General features: G+C 69.8%; 17 protein-coding genes. 4 read left to right on the forward strand and 13 right to left on the reverse strand.

The window, feature by feature from the left end; genetic code table 11:
- Positions 1–144: 144 nt before the first annotated feature.
- The 9 genes from kynU to OG787_RS21580 all read right to left on the reverse strand — a co-directional run bounded on the left by kynU (position 145) and on the right by OG787_RS21580 (position 9,910).
- Complete coding sequence (kynU, locus tag OG787_RS21540; protein WP_405536076.1) at positions 145–1,347, reverse strand: kynureninase; 1,203 nt, start codon at positions 1,345–1,347, stop codon at positions 145–147.
- Positions 1,340–2,185, reverse strand: coding sequence for a tryptophan 2,3-dioxygenase family protein (locus OG787_RS21545; protein ID WP_405536077.1), 846 nt, complete (start codon positions 2,183–2,185; stop codon positions 1,340–1,342). Before OG787_RS21545 ends, kynU begins: the two co-directional genes overlap by 8 nt.
- A 151-nt stretch (positions 2,186–2,336) precedes the next feature.
- Positions 2,337–2,750 (reverse strand): DUF3151 domain-containing protein, encoded by a 414-nt coding sequence (locus OG787_RS21550; RefSeq protein WP_369037679.1) that lies wholly within the window; start codon positions 2,748–2,750, stop codon positions 2,337–2,339.
- Positions 2,751–2,939: 189 nt separating this feature from the next.
- Positions 2,940–4,397: an MFS transporter gene (locus OG787_RS21555; protein WP_405536078.1), complete on the reverse strand. Its 1,458-nt coding sequence runs from the start codon at positions 4,395–4,397 to the stop codon at positions 2,940–2,942.
- Between the two features lie 81 nt (positions 4,398–4,478).
- On the reverse strand, positions 4,479–5,510 hold the full coding sequence (fbaA, locus tag OG787_RS21560; protein WP_405536079.1) for a class II fructose-bisphosphate aldolase: 1,032 nt from the start codon (positions 5,508–5,510) through the stop codon (positions 4,479–4,481).
- Positions 5,511–5,675: 165 nt separating this feature from the next.
- Entirely contained in the window at positions 5,676–7,259 is a 1,584-nt protein-coding gene (locus OG787_RS21565) for a recombinase family protein (RefSeq protein ID WP_369035351.1), read from the reverse strand.
- A gap of 199 nt (positions 7,260–7,458) precedes the next feature.
- Positions 7,459–8,013, reverse strand: coding sequence for an orotate phosphoribosyltransferase (gene pyrE / locus OG787_RS21570; RefSeq protein WP_369035350.1), 555 nt, complete (start codon positions 8,011–8,013; stop codon positions 7,459–7,461).
- A gap of 10 nt (positions 8,014–8,023) precedes the next feature.
- Positions 8,024–8,821: an aldose 1-epimerase gene (locus tag OG787_RS21575; RefSeq protein WP_405536080.1), complete on the reverse strand. Its 798-nt coding sequence runs from the start codon at positions 8,819–8,821 to the stop codon at positions 8,024–8,026.
- A gap of 267 nt (positions 8,822–9,088) precedes the next feature.
- Positions 9,089–9,910, reverse strand: coding sequence for an SRPBCC family protein (locus tag OG787_RS21580; protein ID WP_405536081.1), 822 nt, complete (start codon positions 9,908–9,910; stop codon positions 9,089–9,091).
- On the opposite strand from OG787_RS21580, the gene OG787_RS21585 reads away from it, so the two are divergent.
- The gene (locus OG787_RS21585) at positions 9,909–10,184 is read left to right on the forward strand and encodes a hypothetical protein (protein WP_405536082.1); all 276 of its coding nucleotides are present in this window, start codon (positions 9,909–9,911) and stop codon (positions 10,182–10,184) included. The two genes, OG787_RS21580 and OG787_RS21585, sit on opposite strands and share 2 nt — an antisense overlap.
- Here OG787_RS21585 and OG787_RS21590 read toward each other — a convergent pair.
- On the reverse strand, positions 10,169–11,812 hold the full coding sequence (locus OG787_RS21590) for a polyamine aminopropyltransferase (RefSeq protein WP_405536083.1): 1,644 nt from the start codon (positions 11,810–11,812) through the stop codon (positions 10,169–10,171). The genes OG787_RS21585 and OG787_RS21590 overlap by 16 nt on opposite strands.
- A gap of 108 nt (positions 11,813–11,920) precedes the next feature.
- A complete protein-coding gene (locus OG787_RS21595) occupies positions 11,921–12,439 on the reverse strand; it encodes a DUF2617 family protein (RefSeq protein ID WP_369035347.1) in 519 nt (172 codons plus the stop codon).
- Between the two features lie 819 nt (positions 12,440–13,258).
- Here OG787_RS21595 and OG787_RS21600 point away from each other — a divergent pair.
- The 3 genes from OG787_RS21600 (at position 13,259) to OG787_RS21610 (ending at position 15,180) form a co-directional block, all read left to right on the forward strand.
- Positions 13,259–14,449 (forward strand): pyridoxal phosphate-dependent aminotransferase, encoded by a 1,191-nt coding sequence (locus OG787_RS21600; RefSeq protein WP_369035346.1) that lies wholly within the window; start codon positions 13,259–13,261, stop codon positions 14,447–14,449.
- A gap of 96 nt (positions 14,450–14,545) precedes the next feature.
- Entirely contained in the window at positions 14,546–14,803 is a 258-nt protein-coding gene (locus OG787_RS21605) for a hypothetical protein (RefSeq protein ID WP_369035345.1), read from the forward strand.
- Between the two features lie 35 nt (positions 14,804–14,838).
- Positions 14,839–15,180 carry a hypothetical protein gene (locus OG787_RS21610; RefSeq protein ID WP_405540543.1) on the forward strand — a complete coding sequence of 114 codons (342 nt, stop codon included), beginning with the start codon at positions 14,839–14,841 and terminating at the stop codon, positions 15,178–15,180.
- Between the two features lie 133 nt (positions 15,181–15,313).
- Here OG787_RS21610 and OG787_RS21615 read toward each other — a convergent pair whose 3' ends face one another.
- Complete coding sequence (locus OG787_RS21615) at positions 15,314–15,844, reverse strand: YbjN domain-containing protein (RefSeq protein WP_369035343.1); 531 nt, start codon at positions 15,842–15,844, stop codon at positions 15,314–15,316.
- A gap of 102 nt (positions 15,845–15,946) precedes the next feature.
- A complete protein-coding gene (gene clpB / locus OG787_RS21620; protein ID WP_369035342.1) occupies positions 15,947–18,568 on the reverse strand; it encodes an ATP-dependent chaperone ClpB in 2,622 nt (873 codons plus the stop codon).
- Between the last annotated feature and the right edge of the window lie 89 nt (positions 18,569–18,657).

Below are 18,657 nucleotides of genomic sequence, written 5' to 3' on the forward strand. Positions count from 1 at the left end.
GGCCGTTGCCGGGGACGCTATCAGGCCCGTGACGTGCGTCGACACGCGGAAGTGACGCCCGGTGCGGGTTGAAACGGTTCTGCCCTGCTACGGGCGTCCGGGACGGCCGGTGCGCACACCGCACCGACCGTCACCGGACACGGCTCAGCCGGCGACGACCTCGCCCAGCACCCGGGCCGCCCGCTCCACGTCCGCGAACCCGACGTACAACGGCGTGAACCCGAACCGCAGCACGTCCGGCCGCCGGAAGTCGCCCACGACCCCCCGCTCGATGAGCCGCGCCATCACGTCCCCCGCGTCGGAGCACCGCAGGGCGACCTGACTCCCGCGCCGGGCGTGATCGGCCGGCGTGACGGACTCCACCCGCCCCTCGGGCACGTACTCGTCGACGCACTCCAGGAAGAAGTCGGTCAGGGCGAGGGACTTGGCGCGTACGGCGTCGATGGAGACCCCGTCCCAGACCTCGAGAGCCGCCTCCAGGGCGAGCATCGAGAGGATGTCCGGCGTACCGACCCGCCCGCGCGTCGCACCCGGGGCCGGGGCGTACTCGGGCCGCATGCCGAAGGGGTCGGCGTGCGAGGTCCAGCCGGGCAGGGGCGAGTCGAACCGCTCCTGGTGCTGCTGCCGGACGTACAGATAGGCGGGCGAACCGGGCCCCCCGTTGAGGTACTTGTACGTACACCCCACCGCGAGATCGACCTCGTGCTCGTCCAGCCCGACCGGCAGGGCGCCCGCGCTGTGGCACAGGTCCCAGACGGCCAGGGCACCGGACGCGTGGATCGCGGCCGTGAGGGCGGGCAGATCGTGGAGGCGGCCGGTGCGGTAGTCGACGTGGTTGAGCAGCACGGCGGCGGTACGGCCGCTCAACTCCCCCGGTACGGCACCTGGTTCGAGCGCGCGCAGGGTGCAGCCGGTCATCCGGGCGGCGGACTCGGCGAGGTAACCGTCGGTGGGAAAGGTGGTGGCGTCGACGAGAATCTCATCACGCCCACCCCCGGCAAGCCGCACAGCCCCCACAAGTGCCTTGAAAACATTGACACTTGTGGAGTCGCCGACAACAACCTGCCCGGCAGCAGCCCCCACCAGCGGAGCGATACGATCCCCGATCCGCTCGGGCGCGGTCCACCACCCGCTCTCGTCCCAGGACCGGATGCGCAGCTCGCCCCACTCCCGGCGCACGACGTCGTCGAGCCGCTCCGGGACGGCGGCGGGCAACGCGCCGAGCGAGTTCCCGTCCAGGTAGGTGACGCCGTAGTCGAGCACGAACTTCGCACGCACCTTGGCGAGTTCGTCACGCGAGTCGAGTTCCCGGGCCTGGTCGTCCTTGGCAGGCAGCAGCTCAGACATGGGACCTCGCCGTCCACAGCTCGGGGAACACGTTCTTCTGGGCGCGTTTCTCCAGCCAGGCGACCCCGGCGGAGCCGCCGGTGCCGGCCTTGGCGCCCATGGCCCGCCGGGTGGCGACGAGATGGTCGTTGCGCCAGCGCCACACCAGTTCGGCGACGTCGGTCAACGCCTCGCCGAGCCGGGCGAGTTCGGCGTCGGGATCACCGGAGTAGAGGGCCGTCCAGGCGGCCTCGACCTCGGGAGAGGGCTCGTACCGGAGGGACACGTCACGCGACAGCACGGCATCCGGGAGGTCGTACCCGCGCCGCGCGAGGAGCCTCAACACCTCGTCGTACAGGCTGGGTTCGTGCAGCGCCTTCTCCAGCTCGGCGTGCACGCGAGGTGCGGCCCGATGCGGCACGAGCATCGACGCGGACTTCTCGCCGAGCAGGAACTCCATCCGCCGGTACATCGCGGACTGGAACCCGGAGCCCTCGCCGAGGGCGGCGCGGTAGGAGTTGAACTGGGCGGGGGTGAGCTGTGCGAGGGGCCGCCACGACGCGTTGAGGGCGTCCAGCTCACGCACGGACCGCTTGAGGGCGGCGACGGCGGTGGGCACGTCGCCACCGCGCAAGGCCTTGGCCGCAGTCTCCCACTCATGCACGATGACGGTGAACCACAACTCCATGACCTGGGTCGTCACCAGGAAGACCATCTCTCCGGGGTCGTCGGAGAGGGTGTGCTGAAGGTGGGTGAGGACGTCGGCCTGGACATAGTCCTCGTACGGCGTCGTACCGGCGAAGTCGAGATGCGGGGTCTCGGGCTCCGAAGCCTCGGGGGGCTGAGCCTGGAGGGACATCGCTGTCTCCTGTTGTACTCCGGGTAGCGGTCCGCCCCTGCCGAATTCCGACACGGGGGCCCCGGTCCCCGGGGCATTGAACACAATCGTGCCCCGACTCCGCAAGGCCCGCCTGATCAGGTCACAGGCGGGGCTTGCGGACAGAGGGTGACTAGCCGAGCGTCTGGGCGGCCGTCGGGGAGGAGTCCTTGAGGAACTGGGTGCAGCGCTCGTACTCCTCCTGCTCGCCGATGGAGCCGGCGGCGCGGGCGAGGGCGTGCAGGGCGCGCAGGAAGCCACGGTTCGGCTCGTGCTCCCAGGGCACGGGTCCATGCCCCTTCCAGCCGGCGCGGCGCAAGGAGTCCAGGCCGCGGTGGTACCCGGTACGGGCATAGGCGTACGACTCCACGACACTCCCGCGCTCGAACGCGTCGTCGGCGAGCTGGGCCCAGGCGAGGGAGGAGGTGGGGTACTTCGCGGCGACGTCGGCGGGGGCGGTGCCGTTCGCGAGGAGGTCGCGGGGCTCGGGGTGGTCGGGGAGGTGGGTGGGGGGCGGCCCGCCGAGCAGGTTTTCGTGAAGGGTCATGGTTCCAGTCTGCTGCATCGCCCCCGCCGCCCCTACCCATTCCCATCCCTGGGGGCTGCGCCCCCAGACCCCCCTTTGTCCTCAAACGCCGGACGGGCTGAACTACTCAGCCCGTCCGGCGTTTGAGGACAAGGGGGTTCGGGGGCAGCGCCCCCGAGGATGGGACGGGTAGGGGCGGCGGGGGCGGGATCAAAGGCGCTCACCCTCCAGCGGCGGAGCCGTCACCGAGCCGTGCGTACGGCACTCCGGATGCCGGCACCCCGGCACCGGCCTCCGCACCGTCAGGAACGCCACCACAGCCCCCACCACCAACACCCCCGCACACACCACCATCGCCCGCCCGAACGCAGCGTCGAACACCACCCCCGACCGATACGCCTCCGCCCCCATCCCCGTAACCAACGGCAACGCGGCCACCGCGACCAACCCCGCCGCCCGCGCCGCCGCATTGTTGACCCCACTGGCCAACCCCGCCCGAGCAACATCCACCGACGCCAGCACACTCGCCGTGAGCGGCGCGACCAGCGTCACCATGCCCACCCCGAGCACCAGCACAGCGGGCAGCACATCAGCGACGTACGACGCCCCGGCCCCCACCCGCAGCATCAGCAGCATCCCCGCCGCACACAGCAACGGCCCGACCGTCAACGGAACCCGCGGCCCGATCCGCTCCGCCAGCTCCCCCGACCGCGCCGACAACAGCAGCATCAGGACGGTGGTCGGCAACAACGCCGTACCGGCACCCAGGGCCGAGTACCCGGCCACCACCTGGAGCTGAAGGGCGGAGAGGAAGAAGAAGCCCCCGAAGGCCGCGTACACGCACAAGGTCACGAGATTGACGGCCGTGAACTGGCGCGAGGCGAAGATGTCCAGCGGCATCATCGCGTCCCCACCGCGCCCCCGCTCGACGTACACGAAGGCCACCCCCGCCAAGACCCCCACCACCGCCGACACCACGACCGTCACGGAACCAGCCCTGGCCTCGATCAGCGCGTACGTGACCAGAGCGAGCGCCAGAGCCCCCAGAGCCGCACCCGCCACATCGAAGCGCCCGTGCCGCGTACGCCCGTCACCGGACTCGGGAACATGCCGTACGGCGATGGGAGCGCACACCAGCGCCAGCGGAACGTTGAGCAGGAACACCCACCGCCACCCGGGCCCGTCCACGAGCCAGCCGCCCAGGAAGGGGCCCACGGCCGCCCCGATACCGCCGAAGCCGGACCACAGCCCGACCGCCCGCCCCCGGTCGTCGGGATGGAAGGAGGCCTGGATGAGGGCGAGGGAGCCCGGCACCAGCAGAGCGCCGCCGACGCCCTGCAACGCACGGGCGGCGACCAGCACACCCGTGTTCGGAGCGAGCCCGCAGAGCAGCGAAGCCACCGCGAACCACACCACCCCGATCACGAAGATCTTGCGGCGGCCGTACCGGTCGCCCAGCGAACCGCCCAGCAGGATCAGCCCGGCCAGCGTCAGCATGTACGCGTTGACCGTCCACTGGAGGGCGGCCAGATCGGCGTCGAGGTCGCGGCCGATGCGCGGCAGCGCGACGTTCACGACGGTCGAGTCCAGCAGGGCCATGCTGGAACCCAGGACGGTGGTCAGCAGGATCCACTTGCCCTGGGGTGAGGCGATCCGCACGTCGGACATGCCCCAGGTATACAGCGAGCCCGGCGCCGTCGACAGTGGACGGACCCCGGGCTCGCGAAAGGGTCCAGGGACCCTTGGAGACTACTTGATCTTCGTACCGGCCGACCGCAGGTTCTGCGTGGCCTCGACGACACGCGCGGCCATGCTCTTCTCGGCCAGCTTGCCCCACGTACGCGGGTCGTAGGTGCTCTTCGAACCGACCTCGCCGTCGACCTTGAGGACGCCGTCGTAGTTGCGGAACATGTGGTCGGCGACGGGACGCGTGAAGGCGTACTGCGTGTCCGTGTCGAGGTTCATCTTGACGACGCCGTTCTCCAGGGCGGTCGCGATCTCCTCCTCCGTGGAGCCGGAGCCGCCGTGGAAGACGAAGTCGAAGGGCTGCGCGCCGGCGGGCTTGCCGTACTTCGCGGCGACGCCGTCGTTCAGCTCCTTGAGGAGGTCGGGGCGGAGCACGACGTTGCCCGGCTTGTAGACACCGTGGACGTTGCCGAAGGAGGCGGCGAGCAGGTAGCGCCCCTTCTCGCCGAGCCCCAGCGCCTCGACCGTACGCACGGCGTCGTCGACGGTCGTGTAGAGGGAGTCGTTGATCTCGTGGGAGACCCCGTCCTCTTCCCCACCCGTCGGCGTGATCTCGACCTCAAGGATGATCTTCGCGGCGACGGCGCGGGCGAGCAGCTCCTGCGCGATGGAGAGGTTGTCGGCGAGGGTCTCGGCGGAGCCGTCCCACATGTGGGACTGGAAGAGCGGGTTGCGCCCGGCCTTCACGCGCTCCTCGGACACGGCGAGCAGCGGCCGTACGTACCCGTCGAGCTTGTCCTTCGGGCAGTGGTCGGTGTGCAAGGCGACCGTGACCGGGTACTTCTCGGCGACGATGTGCGCGAACTCGGCCAGGGCGACAGCGCCCGTGACCATCTCCTTGCTGTACTGCCCGCCGAGGAACTCCGCACCACCCGTCGAGATCTGGATGATGCCGTCGCTCTCCGCCTCCGCGAAGCCGCGCAGCGCAGCGTGCAGGGTCTGGGTCGAGGTCACGTTGATGGCCGGGTAGGCGAACTTGGCCGCCTTGGCCCGGTCGAGCATCTCGCTGTAGACCTCAGGGGTTGCGATAGCCAAGACACAATCCTCTCGTGCGGGTTTCGCGTGCCGGGGAGCGCCACTGCGCCGTGGCTGTTCGGCCGTCTTGTATGCGCCGACAAGGCTACCGCTGCCCCGACAGGGTGACAGCGCCCGATAGTCACCGGTTTCCCACCATGTAAGACCCGCTCCGCGTAATGGGGATCACCGTACCGGCCGCCGGGGGATGTCGTCCGACGTGCACCGGTAGTGGGCCATCAGGCGCTCCACGCCACCCGGGAGCCGAAGTCCGGCCGCCCTGGCCAGGCCGACGATGTCCCCGAAATCGATGACCGCGCTGTACTTGGCCCAGGGCACCAGGTCCTGCCACACCCGGACACTGACACCGTGCTCACGCAGGAACGCCTTGCGGTCCTGCGCCTCCATGCCGGCCCAGACGTCACGAAACCTCCTGCCCGTGCCCTTGAAGGTATCCTCCGTCGCCTCCGCCAACTGCTCCCGGAGCAAGGCTCGCTTCGCCGTCTGTGCCTTCAGGAGTCGCCAGTACGTCCCCTCCATGTCCGGGGTGTCATACCGCCCGGCGGTGTAGTCGTGCTCCAGCTTCACCAGCCGCCGCTCGACCTTTTCAACGGCCCCTTCGAGTTCGCGCCGACTCCCCAGCACCTTGCTCATCACCTCAAGGTCACCGATGGTGTCGTCGAAGAGCCCGTCGAAGATCATTTCGAGTTCGGACACACGCATGTTCATCTTCGCCTCGCACGCGCCCTTCTTGGCGCGCCGCGAACAGCGGTAGTAGGCGTGGTACCGGCCGTGCCTTTGGTTCACCGAGGTGGAACCGAGCCCGCTGCCGCAGCTGCCACAGAGGGCGATCCCGGTGAGAGCGTGCTTCGAGAGTCGCCCCCGAGCCTCCCGGTCCTGCTTCTTCGGCTCCAGGCGCGCCACAAGCCCCGACCAGTCCTCGAAAGGCATGAACGGGTTCTCCGCGATCAGAACCGGGTTCCCGTTCCCGTCCTCGACGGCTTCGCCCTTGTACGTGTAAACGCCCGCGAACGTGGGGCGCCGCACGGCGTTGCCAAGCGTGGTCTGCTGCCAGTACGCGCCCTTCGGCTCCAGCCCACGGAGTGTCAACCGGTAGTCGCTCCAGGTCAGTTCCTTTGCCTCGTTGAGTTCGAGCGCGATCCTGTTGAGCGTCTTCCCATCGGCGATCCCCTGCAGGATGCGGTCCATGACCTGCGCGTAACCGGGGTCACGTACGAGGATCTTGCGATTCTGGCCCGGGACGCTCTTGATGGCGTATCCCATGGGCGGCGTGCCGCTGATCCAGGACCGATTGTCGAGCCGGTCCTGTACGCCGTCCTTGATGCGCTGGGTGATGACGTCGAGCTCGGCTTCCGCGAAGACTGCCATCATCTGCGCGATCATCTTCGTCTGCGGGTTCTGGGAGTCGTATCCCTCGGTCACGCAGATGATGCGCTTGCCGTTCTCGCTTCCCCAGTCGAGGAGTTGGTTGAAGTGGAGCGCCCGGCGGGTGAGGCGGTCCACCTTCAAAGCGATGATCCCGTCGAACTCGTCGGCCCGCCGCGTCAGCCATGTGCCGAACTGCGGACGCTTGAACGGAGACAGCCCTCCGGACACGTCCGTGTCCTCCGCCCAGCCGACGATGCTTCCGGAGAAGTGGGGAGCGTTGACGTGGTACTCGATGCCCTCTCGCTGGCCTTGGATCGACGTGGAGGTGTCCTTGTCCTGGGAAAGCCTCAGAACGCCGAGGTAGCGGCAGTGTGTGGTCACATCGCGACGCTAACAAGGCGTTGTGCACAGGTACCTTGTTTATCTAATTCGATGGGCATCTGAACATGCCTTGAAGACACACCGACCCCTCCTTGATCGATGTTGATCATTCTTGGTCGCATCCGTCCGGGGGCGACATCGCAATCGCCCCCGGACCCCGCCCGGAAAAGGTGCGAGTCCGGTTGACCTGACCGAGCTGTCAGTCCAGCCCCAGCTCGTCCTTCGAGAAGGCGAACAGATAGGGAACCCCCGCGCCCTCCTGAATCTTCTCGGCGGCACCGGTGGCCCGGTCGACGATCGTCGCGACACCGACGACTTCGGCACCGGCCTCCCGCACGGCCTCGACGGCGGTGAGCGGGGACCCGCCGGTGGTGGAGGTGTCCTCGACGACCAACACCCGACGCCCCGCGATCTCCGGGCCCTCGACCCGCCGCTGCATGCCATGAGCCTTGGCGGCCTTGCGCACGACAAAGGCGTCGAGCTTCTGCCCCCGCGAGGCGGCCGCGTGCAGCATGGCGCCGGCGACGGGGTCGGCACCCATCGTGAGCCCGCCCACCGCGTCGAAGTCAAGGTCCGCGGTCAGGTCCAGGAGCACCTGCCCGACCAGCGGGGCGGCCTCGCCGTCGAGGGTGACGCGGCGGAGGTCGACGTAGTAGTCCGCCTCCAGCCCCGAGGAGAGGGTCACCTTGCCGTGCACTACGGCCTTGTCCTTGATCTGCTGCAGCAGCGCGCCACGCACGTCCGTCGTTGTCATGCCTGCCAGCTTAGACAGCCCCCAGCCGCCGCCAAGTCCACGTGGTGGTGGCCTCCAGCGGCTCGATAGGCGTCACGAGCCGGGGCAGGCTGTTGAGCCCGTCGGGCGGCCCGGTCTGCGGTTCCACGCATACGGCGGTCTCCTGCTCGTCGTACACGACAACCCACTCCTCCGGGCTCGCCACCTTCAGCTCCAGCTCCCCAGGCCAGGTGAGCGTCACATCGACACCGCCGGGCATTCCGAAGCAGTCGTCCCAGGGCCCGGGCTTGGGCTCGACCCGGTTCCCGGTGGGCAGGTGATCGTCCCCGCGCTCCTCCTGCCAGGCGGCGTCAAAGTCGACGCGGACGTCCTCACCGCCGAGGTTCCGGTTGAACCAGGGGTGCCAGCCGATCTGCGCGGGAAAGGAATCGGCGTACGTCTCCACGGACATGGTGAGAGTCAGGGAGCTCGGGGTCAGCGAGACGACCTGGGAGACACGCCCGGCGTAGGGCCAGGGCTCCACGAGGTCGTACGTGATGACGGCCTCGTCGGCGGTCCTGCGGGCGACGCGCCAGGCGCCGTCGCGGACGGTGCCGTGGATGGCGTGCGGTGGGGAGTTGAGCGGCAGCTGCCGCACGGTGCCGCCGTCGAGGAACCGGCCGTCCCGGATGCGCCCGCACCACGGAACCATCGGGAAGCACCCGAACCGCTCGCCCTGCCGCAACAGCTCGACGCCGCCGACCCGCAGCCCACCGACCCGCCCGCCGTTCCCCGGCTGCAGGGTCACTTCCGCGTCACCCGCGGCCAACGTGATGTCATCGCTACTCACGCACCGACCCTACCGACTTCCTCGCCCCCGCCGCCCCTACCCGTCCCATCCCTGGGGGCTGCGCCCCCAGACCCCCCTTTCGGCCTGAACGGCCTCGTCCTCAAACGCCGGACAGGCTGAGTGGCTGGGGGTCCGGGGAGATGCAGTAGCCCGTCCGGCGTTTGAGGACAAGGCCCGTTCAGGGCCGTAGCGGAGGTCTGGGGGCGCAGCCCCCAGGGACAGGATGGGACGGGTAGGGGCGGCGGGGGCGAAAACAAACCCCACCGATCACCGCCGCCTCCGCAAAACCCGCCCCGCCACAATCACCGACGCCACCACCAACGCCGCAGCCGGCGCAGCCCACCGCAACGTCACGCTCCCCGACACCTGCTCAGGGGGCGGCACAGGCGCATACCGCCCCCGAGGAGGTGCATGATCAACCTCTTCCGCACTACGCCCGATCATCGTCCGCCGAGCATGAGCCGCCTCCGCCGGCGGCTCCCCCGCATCCACGAACCCCTCGGAAACCCGCTCCCCCTCGCCAAGAACATCGTCGTCGAGCACATCAGGCTCATCGGACTCATCAGGCCCATCAGAAAGATCAGCGTCAGAAACCTCGACGTCCACAACCACCACAGCCGCGGACTCCTCGGCCTCCCCCGAAACCTCCCCCGCGACCTCCCCCAGGTTCTCCCCGAACCGCCGCACCAACCGAACCCCCGCAGCAGCGACAGCATCCGCCGGAAGCTCGGACACCCGCCCGTCGGCGGTCACCGTCCCCCCGAACACCAACGCCGACCCACCCTCAACACCCCGTACGCGCAAGGTCAGAGCCAGCTTCACCGCCCCACCGCCCCGCACCTCGACGGCATCGCCCTCCACCACGTACGCGTCCTCCCCCGCATCCGCGACAGCGACCCGCAGAGACCCCCGATACGTGATCGTGTGCCCCCCGACCCGCACCTTCAGCCGCCCCGCGACCCCGGACACGGCAGGCTCGGTGCCCGCGTCCTGCTGGAGTCCGGGCACCGCCCGGGCGACGCGCGCGGGGTCGGCGAGCACGTCCCTCAGCCGCTCTGCCGGAACCGGAACGAACACCTCATGCTCCATGACAGCCGAGCGTACCCAGCACGACCGGACCCGCACCCGCGCATCCAGGGATTCCCCCGAGATCCACACCCACGCGGCCCCACACCCGACCACCACGACCGCCAACGCCAACGCCACCGCCATCGCCATCACCGTGACCGCGACCGCCGCCACCATCGAGACCACCACCGCGACCGCGAACCGCCGCCACCACCGAGACCGCCACCACAACCGCGACCGCCGCCACCGCCACCGCCACCGCCACCGCCACCGCGACGATCAGTACCGCGGATGAACGAGCGTCGAAGCCCGCACCCCCACCACCCGCAGCCGCTCCGCAGCCCGCGCATCCGCCTCCAGCCCCGCCTGACCGAGCGTCCACAAGCGAGGCCCACCGGCCCCACCCACCCGCAGCCGGGGCGCCGCCCCCTCGGCCGTGGCCAGCACGAACCCCCAGTCGTGCGGCGCCCGTGACGCCCCCGACGCCGTACGGTCCGGCCCCGCCGCGAAGCCCGCGTCCCGCCCGCCCACGCGGTACGGCACCGTCCGCAGCCCCGCCGCCCTGACGGTCGCCTCGACGGTCCAGAACACGTGCGGCCGGGACTCGACCGGCCCTCCGTGCACGACAAGCCTGCCCCCATCGGTCAGCACCTGGCGCGCCAGCCCGTAGAACTCCTGCGAGTACAGCTTCGTACTGGCCGTGATCCCCGGATCGGGCAGATCCGAGACGACCACGTCGTACGCGGCCCGCGCCCCCCGCAGCAGCCGGAAGGCGTCCGCCGTGGTGACATGCACGCGCGGATCGTCGAACGCGTGCGCGTTCAGGGCGGCGAGGGCCGGGTCCGTGCGCGCCAGCCGCACCACCCCCGCGTCGAGTTCGACGACGTCCACCCGCCGTACGCCCGGATAGCGCAGCACCTCCCGCGCCGCCAGCCCGTCGCCGCCGCCGAGGACGAGCACGCGCGCGTGCGGCCCGTTCATCGCGGGATGGACGAGCGCCTCGTGGTAGCGCCGCTCGTCACGCCCGCTGACCCGCAGCCGCCCGTCCAGGAAGAGGTCCAGCGGACGGCCGTCCGTGCCACCGGTGAGGACCACCTCCTGTACGTCCGTCCGCAGCGCCACTCGTACGTCGTTGCCGTACACCGCCTGCCGGGCGGCCCGTTCGAAGTCGTCGACGAGTACGGCCGCGGCGGCCAGCAGCCCGATCACGGTCACGTTGGCCACCACCAGCAGCCAGCGCCCGCGCCGGGTCAAGTCCCGCCGGAACAGGCCGAGGACCAGGGCGCCGCCGACCAGCGCGTTGACCGTGCCGGTGAGCAGCGCGCCCGTGAGCTGCCCCAGCCAGGGAAGGAGAAGGAACGGGAACGCCAGGCCTCCGACCAGTGCGCCCACATAGTCGGCGGCGAACAGGTCGGCGACCGCGCCGCCCGCGTCCTGGCGGCGGATGCGCTGGATCAGCTCCATCAGGAGCGGCACCTCGGCGCCGATCAGCAGGCCGATGGCGAGGGAGAAGGTGACAAGGAGGACGCGGGGGCCGTGCGCCCAGAGGCCGCCCCAGTCGCCGGTCCACGCGAACACCGCGTACAGGGCCATCGCGCTACAGCCGCCGACCAGCGCGAGCGCCGCCTCGACCGCGCCGAAGCCGGCGGCGGCACGGCAGCGCAGGCGTTTCGCGGCGAGCGAGCCGATGCCCATCGCGAACACCATCACGGAGAGCACGACGGACGCCTGGGTGACCGAGTCGCCGATCAAGTACGAGGCGAGCGCGACGAGTTCCAGTTCGTACACCAGTCCGCAGGCCGCACAGACGAAGACGCAGGCGAGGACCAGGAACCGGCCGGTGCCGGGCCGGACGGGCAGCCGCGCGGGAGCACCCCAGGGCGGGGGGCTGCCCGGCGGGGCCGGCACGTGCGGTTCGATCACGCTGGGAACGCTACGTCACACTCCGGGTGCGCTTCGTCACCCACACGTGTGGTCCTTGTTTACGCGGAGGAAGTTGATGTGAAGCCCGTCCGGGCCTCTCGCGGCCCCTCAGAGAGCCGCGGCCACGCGCACGCCCACCCGCGTCCTGGTCGCCACCAGCTGCCCGTCCTGCGGATAGGCGTGCCAGGTCCGCCAGTGGACCTGCCCCTCGTGCCGCTGGGCCAGCATCGCGGTGAAGGCGTGCGGGCTGCCGGGGAAGACACCGGCCAGGCCGTTCGGATGGTCGGCGACCAGGGCCAGCAGCTCCTGGGCGCGCCCGGCGAACGACCCCGGCGACAGGACCTCCACTCTCGCCGCGAATTCGTACTCCCAGTCGCCGACCCGCTTGGCCACGCCGAGCGGGAGAGGGGTGCTGGAACCCGGGATGCACGCGACCGTCTCCGAACAGATGCCCTGTTCCTCCTCCAGAAGCACCTGGTGGGAGGCGCCGAGGAGTCTCAACTGGAGCTTCGCGTCCGCGAGTTCGAGGTCGAGGGTGGCGAGGGCGGGCAGCGGTTCCCGGCCCAGGGTCCAGGCGAGGTCGGCCGCGCGCGTGTCGGTGTAGGCGGTGTTCAGGGTCGTGAGCATGGATCGGCTCCGCTAGCACGCAAAGGGAGATGTGGGTCCGGCGCACTCCGGTCGACACGGGTCGACACCGGGAGATCGGCCCGGTCAGCCCAGTTCAGGAGGGACATCCAGGGATATCCATGGACATCCGAGGGGCTGTGTTGGTGATTTAGAGGGAATCATGAACGGTGGCGCCGTCACAGCGTTTTTACCCAACTTCGTGGGCTTTCCATCCCTCAGAGGGCTCCACAGCTCAACTGTTCAACCGCGGCGTACGCCCGAGCGTGCGAACAACCCCCGCGAGCGGGGTGACACGGGGGTCACGTCACGAACGTACGAGCGCCCGCCGGGACGACGAATACGATCGTCGTCCCGGCGGGTGCTCCCCCCGCGATCCGGATGCGGTTCCCCCTTCCGGAGCTCAGCTGCCCCGTGTCAGCTGCCTCCGCCGCATCCGCCCCCGCCGCCTCCCCCGCAGGACGACCCGCCGCCGCAGGACGAGCCCCCTCCGCAGGAGGAATTCGTGCTACAGGAGGAACCCGTGCCGCACGACGTGCTTCCGGAGTGCCCGGAGCCGCTGGAGCCCGCCGCTCCGCCGGCCCACCAGCTGTTCCTGCTCCTGCGCTGACGGAGCCGGGCGGCCCGGACCGTCACGGTCACGACGATGAACAGGCTCGCCAGCATGACAAGGGCGATGATGGCCACGGCCATGGCGTCACCCTCCTTTCGTTCCCCCGAGGCGGCCCCCCGTGGGCGCCTCGCCGTCTTGCGTGACGTGGGGATGCCCGCCTGTCTCACCTGCCAAAGCAGAGTTGAGGAAGTCCAGAGCTTCGGCGCAGGATGACGACCATGACCAGCAGCGCACGCCCCTTCCTCAATCGCCGGCTCGCCGAGTTCGGGACGACGATCTTCGCCGAGATGTCGGCGCTCGCCGTCGCCACCGGCTCGATCAACCTCGGCCAGGGCTTCCCGGACACCGACGGTCCGGAGGAGATCCGCGAGGCGGCCGTACGGGCGCTGCGCGACGGCCGCGGCAACCAGTACCCGCCGGGCCCCGGCATCCCCGAGCTGCGCACGGCGATCGCGGCGCACCAACAGCGCCGGTACGGACTCTCGTACGACCCCGACCGCGAGGTCCTGGTGACGGCGGGCGCGACGGAGGCCATCGCGGCGACCCTGCTGGCGCTGCTGGAGCCGGGCGACGAGGTGATCGCCCTGGAGCCCTACTACGACTCCTACGCGGCGTGCATCGCGATGGCGGGCGCCGCGCGGGTACCGGTCACACTGCGCCCCCACGAGGGCTCGTTCCGCCTGGACCTGGACGAACTCCGAGCAGCGGTGACACCCCGCACCCGCCTGCTCCTCATCAACACCCCGCACAACCCCACCGGCACGGTCCTGACCCGCGACGAGCTGACCGCGATCGCCCAGCTGGCCGTGGAACGCGACCTGCTGGTGGTCACCGACGAGGTGTACGAACACCTGGTCTTCGACGACGCCGGCCATCTGCCGCTGGCCTCCTTCCCGGGCATGCGCGAACGAACGGTCTCTATCGGGAGCGCCGGGAAGACGTTTTCGTTCACCGGATGGAAGGTGGGCTGGGTCACATCGACCCCGGACCTGGTGACAGCGGTCCGCTCCGCGAAGCAGTTCCTGACGTACGTGTCGGCGGGCCCGTTCCAGTACGCGGTGGCAGAGGCCCTGAACCTCCCGGACACGTACTTCGAGGCGTTCCGGTCGGACATGCTCGCCAAGCGGGACCTGCTGTCGGCGGGCCTGCGGGAGGCGGGCTTCGAGGTCTTCACCCCCTCGGGCACGTACTTCATCACGACGGACATCCGCCCCCTCGGCGAAACGGACGGCTTCGCCTTCTGCCGCTCCCTCCCGGAACGGGCGGGAGTGGTGGCGATCCCGAACGCGGTCTTCTACGACCACCGCGAGGAGGGCGCCCCGTTCGTACGGTTCGCGTTCTGCAAGCGGACATCGGTACTGGAGGAGGCGGTGGCCCGGCTCAAGAAACTCGGGGTCTAGCGGACAGCGGTGTACCGGGCGGGCTAAAGTGACGTCGCGGGTACGGGTACGTACCCGTACCCGTACCCGGTCTGCGAGTGAAGTGGAGCTTGCATCATGCCCGATGCCAACGTCCGTATCCCGGCCGATGCCCGCGACCGGCTTGCCGACATAGCCGCTGCGGAAGGGCTGTCCCTGCGTTCCTACCTGGCCCGGCTCGCCGAGACCCTCCTCACCCCTGCGGAGCGGGCCGAGCGGGCGGCGAAGGCACAGGCAGTGCTGCGGGAGTGGAACGGCTACGACCCCGAAGAGCACGAGCAGGCCGAGCTGGACGCCGAGCTGGACCGCCGCCTGACCGAGGCGGGCGCCGCGTGACCCGTGACGTGCATGTCTTCCTCGACGAGAGCGCCATGGTGGCCGCTGGGCGAGGCAACGCCCTGACTTCCCGGCTGATCCATCGCGCTCACGCCGAGTCGGGCTGGTTCCTGTACGCCACCGTGTGTGCCTTGGTCGAGGCCGACCGGGCCCGGCCAGGCACCGCGGAGCACCTTGCGGCCCTGCCCGGCATCGCGATCGTCGACCTCGACCTGCCGGCCGCCCTGTCGGTGGCCCGCGCGACAACATGGGCCGATGCGCACACTCTTTACGCGGCCCAGCCCACTCCCGACCGGCCGGATGGCGCGGTGATCGCGACCACCAGACCGCACACGTGGAAGGAACAGCCAGTGCGCATCCTGGACGTCAGCCCCTGAACTCAGGCGGCAGGGCGGTCTGGGCGTAAGTACCGATCGAGACGCCGACCCGAGCACGATGCTTCACCACCCCGGGAACGGCGAGAGCCCGGCCATCACGGCCGGGCTCCTTCGCGTGCAGGACGACGCAGGACTACTCTTCGTCGTCCTCGGGCTTCTCCGCCTCGTCGATCTCCTGCTCGAGGCCGAGCTGCTCGACGAGCCACTTGTCGAACTCGATCGCGGCCCGCACCCAGCTCACCGTCGACGACACGAAGTGCTCCAGGCTGACGCCCGTACCGATGAGCATCTGCGCCTCGCCGATCAGGCGCACGGTGCCGTCGTCGTGGGTGTGGCTGTACACCTTGGGCCACAGGGTCCGCCGGTTCCAGTCGTCGATCGACTCCAGAAGCAGGGACTTCTGCTCGATCTCGTGGGGCCGGTCGTAGAACGTCCGCACCGAGAAGACCTGCTGGTCACCCTCACCGCGGAACATGAAGTACGTACGGAACTGCTCCCACGGCGCCGCGAGGTCACCCTCGTCGTCGACGACGTACTTCAGCTCCATCTGTTCGAGGAGCTGCTTGACAAGGTCCTGATCCGGGACGACGGGGCCCGCCGGACCTTGCGGCTGCGGCTCGGGCTGGCCCCCGAAGTTCGGAATCGAGGACGGGTCGATGGTCACCGTGAATTTCCCTTCGTACGGATTCCGCCATCCTCTCCCATCCGGGGCGGGGGGTGGCAACCCCCGCCCCCGACGGTTCACCGATGGTTGGCGAAATTCAGCTCAGAGCGTCTTTCCGCTCACGCCGGGTCCCGTTTCCCCGGTCGCCGGCCCCACGATCAACCCCTCCCCGAACGCGTCCACCCGTACCGTGTCCCCGTCCTTGACCTCGCCCGCCAGGATCTCCTTGGCGAGGCGGTCGCCGATCGCCGTCTGGATCAGGCGGCGGAGGGGGCGGGCGCCGTACGCGGGGTCGTTGCCCTCGTCTGCGAGCCAGGCCAGGGCGGCCGGGGTGACGTCCAGGGTGAGACGGCGGTCGGCCAGGCGCTTGGCCAGGCGGCCGATCTGGAGGGCGGCGATGCGCTCCAGTTCCGCCCTGTTGAGGGCCGAGAAGACCACCAGGTCGTCCAGGCGGTTCAGGAACTCCGGCTTGAAGGAGACCCGGACCACCTCCAGCACCTGCTGCTTCTTCTCCTCCTCCGACGTCAGCGGCTCGACCAGGAACTGGCTGCCCAGGTTCGACGTCAGGATCAGGATCGTGTTGCGGAAGTCGACCGTGCGGCCCTGGCCGTCCGTGAGACGGCCGTCGTCGAGGACCTGGAGCAGGATGTCGAAGACCTCCGGGTGGGCCTTCTCGACCTCGTCCAGGAGCACCACGCTGTACGGGCGGCGGCGCACCGCCTCGGTCAGCTGGCCGCCCTCCTCGTAGCCGACGTAGCCGGGCGGGGCGCCGACCAGCCTCGCCACGCTGTGCTTCTCGCCGTACTCCGACATGTCGATGCGGACCATCGCCCGCTCGTCGTCGAAGAGGAAGTCGGCGAGTGCCTTCGCCAGTTCCGTCTTGCCGACGCCTGTCGGGCCGAGGAAGAGGAAGGAGCCGGTGGGACGGTCCGGGTCCGCGATGCCGGCCCTCGTCCTCCGTACCGCGTCGGAGACCGCCTGTACGGCCTCGCTCTGGCCGATCAGGCGGCGGCCCAACTCCTCCTCCATGCGCAGGAGTTTCTGGGTCTCGCCCTCCAGGAGACGGCCGGCCGGGATGCCGGTCCAGGCGCCGACCACGTCCGCGATGTCGTCGGGGCCGACCTCCTCCTTGACCATGGTGTCCCTGGAGGCCTCCTCCTCTTCCTCCGAGGCTTCCTCCAAGTCCCTTTCCAGGGTGGGGATCTCGCCGTAGAGGAGCTTGGAGGCGGTGTCGAAGTCGCCGTCACGCTGGGCCCGTTCGGCCTGGCCGCGGAGTTCGTCGAGCTTCTCCTTCAGCTCGCCGACCCGGTTGAGGGACTGCTTCTCCTTCTCCCAACGGGCCGTCAGACCGCGCAACTCCTCCTCCTTGTCGGCGAGATCGCGGCGCAGCCGTTCCAGTCGCTCGCGCGAGGCCGGGTCGGTCTCCTTCTCCAGCGCGAGTTCCTCCATCTTCAACCGGTCTACGGCGCGCTGGAGTTCGTCGATCTCGAGGGGGGAGCTGTCGATCTCCATGCGGAGTCGGGACGCCGCCTCGTCGACCAGGTCGATCGCCTTGTCGGGGAGGAAGCGGGAGGTGATGTACCGGTCGGAGAGGGTCGCCGCCGCCACCAGCGCGCTGTCCGCGATGACGACCTTGTGGTGGGCCTCGTACCGGCCCTTGAGGCCGCGCAGGATCGCGATCGTGTCCTCGACGCTCGGCTCCGCCACCAGGACCTGCTGGAAGCGGCGCTCCAACGCCGGGTCCTTCTCGATCCGTTCGCGGTACTCGTCGAGCGTCGTCGCGCCGACCATGCGCAGCTCGCCGCGCGCCAGCATCGGCTTCAGCATGTTGCCGGCGTCCATCGCGGAGTCGCCGCCGGCGCCCGCGCCGACGACGGTGTGGAGTTCGTCGATGAAGGTGATGATCTGGCCGTCGGAGTCCTTGATCTCCGCGAGGACGGTCTTGAGCCGCTCCTCGAACTCACCGCGGTACTTGGCCCCCGCGACCATCGCACCGAGGTCGAGGGAGACGAGCCGCTTGTTCTTCAGGGACTCGGGCACGTCGCCCTTGACGATCCGCTGGGCGAGGCCCTCGACGACGGCCGTCTTGCCGACGCCCGGCTCCCCGATGAGGACCGGGTTGTTCTTCGTACGCCGGGACAGCACCTGGACGACCCGGCGGATCTCCTGGTCGCGGCCGATGACCGGGTCGAGCTTGCCCTCCCGCGCGGCGGCCGTGAAGTCCGTACCGAACTTCTCCAGGGCCTTGTACTGGCCCTCGGGGTCGGCTGTGGTCACGCGACGCCCTCCCCTGCTCTTCTGGAACGCGTCCAGCAGCTTCTTCGCGCCGGCGCCCTGCTGGGAGAGTACGTCCCCGGCGGCGCCGCCCTTCGCGGCGATGCCGATGAGGAGATGCTCGGTGGAGAGGTACTCGTCGCCCAGCTCCTTCGCCCGTTCGGCCGCATCGGCGATGACCGCGAGAAGTTCCCGGTTGGGTTGTGGAGGTGCGACAGTCGCGCCGGTCACGCTCGGCAGCGAGGCCAGTACGCGTTCGGCGCCCGAGCGTACGGCCGCCTGGTCGGCCTCGACGGCGGCCAGCAGGTCGGTGATGTTCTCGTTGTCCTGGCCGCTGAGCAGCGCCAGCAGCAGATGCGCCGGGGTCAGATCCGCGTGACCTCCGGACACGGCCTTGCTGCTGGCCGCGTTGATCGCGTCCCGGCTCCTGTTGGTCAGCTCGGCGTCCACGGTCGCTGTCTCCTCTCCACGGCTCTCCCTGCACGACTGACACAACCAGCGTACACAAAGTTGAGCCTATTCCACTCAAGGTGCGGACT

The sequence above is a fragment of the Streptomyces sp. NBC_00075 genome, assembly GCF_045041225.1.
GTDB classification, from domain to species: domain Bacteria; phylum Actinomycetota; class Actinomycetes; order Streptomycetales; family Streptomycetaceae; genus Streptomyces; species Streptomyces adonidis.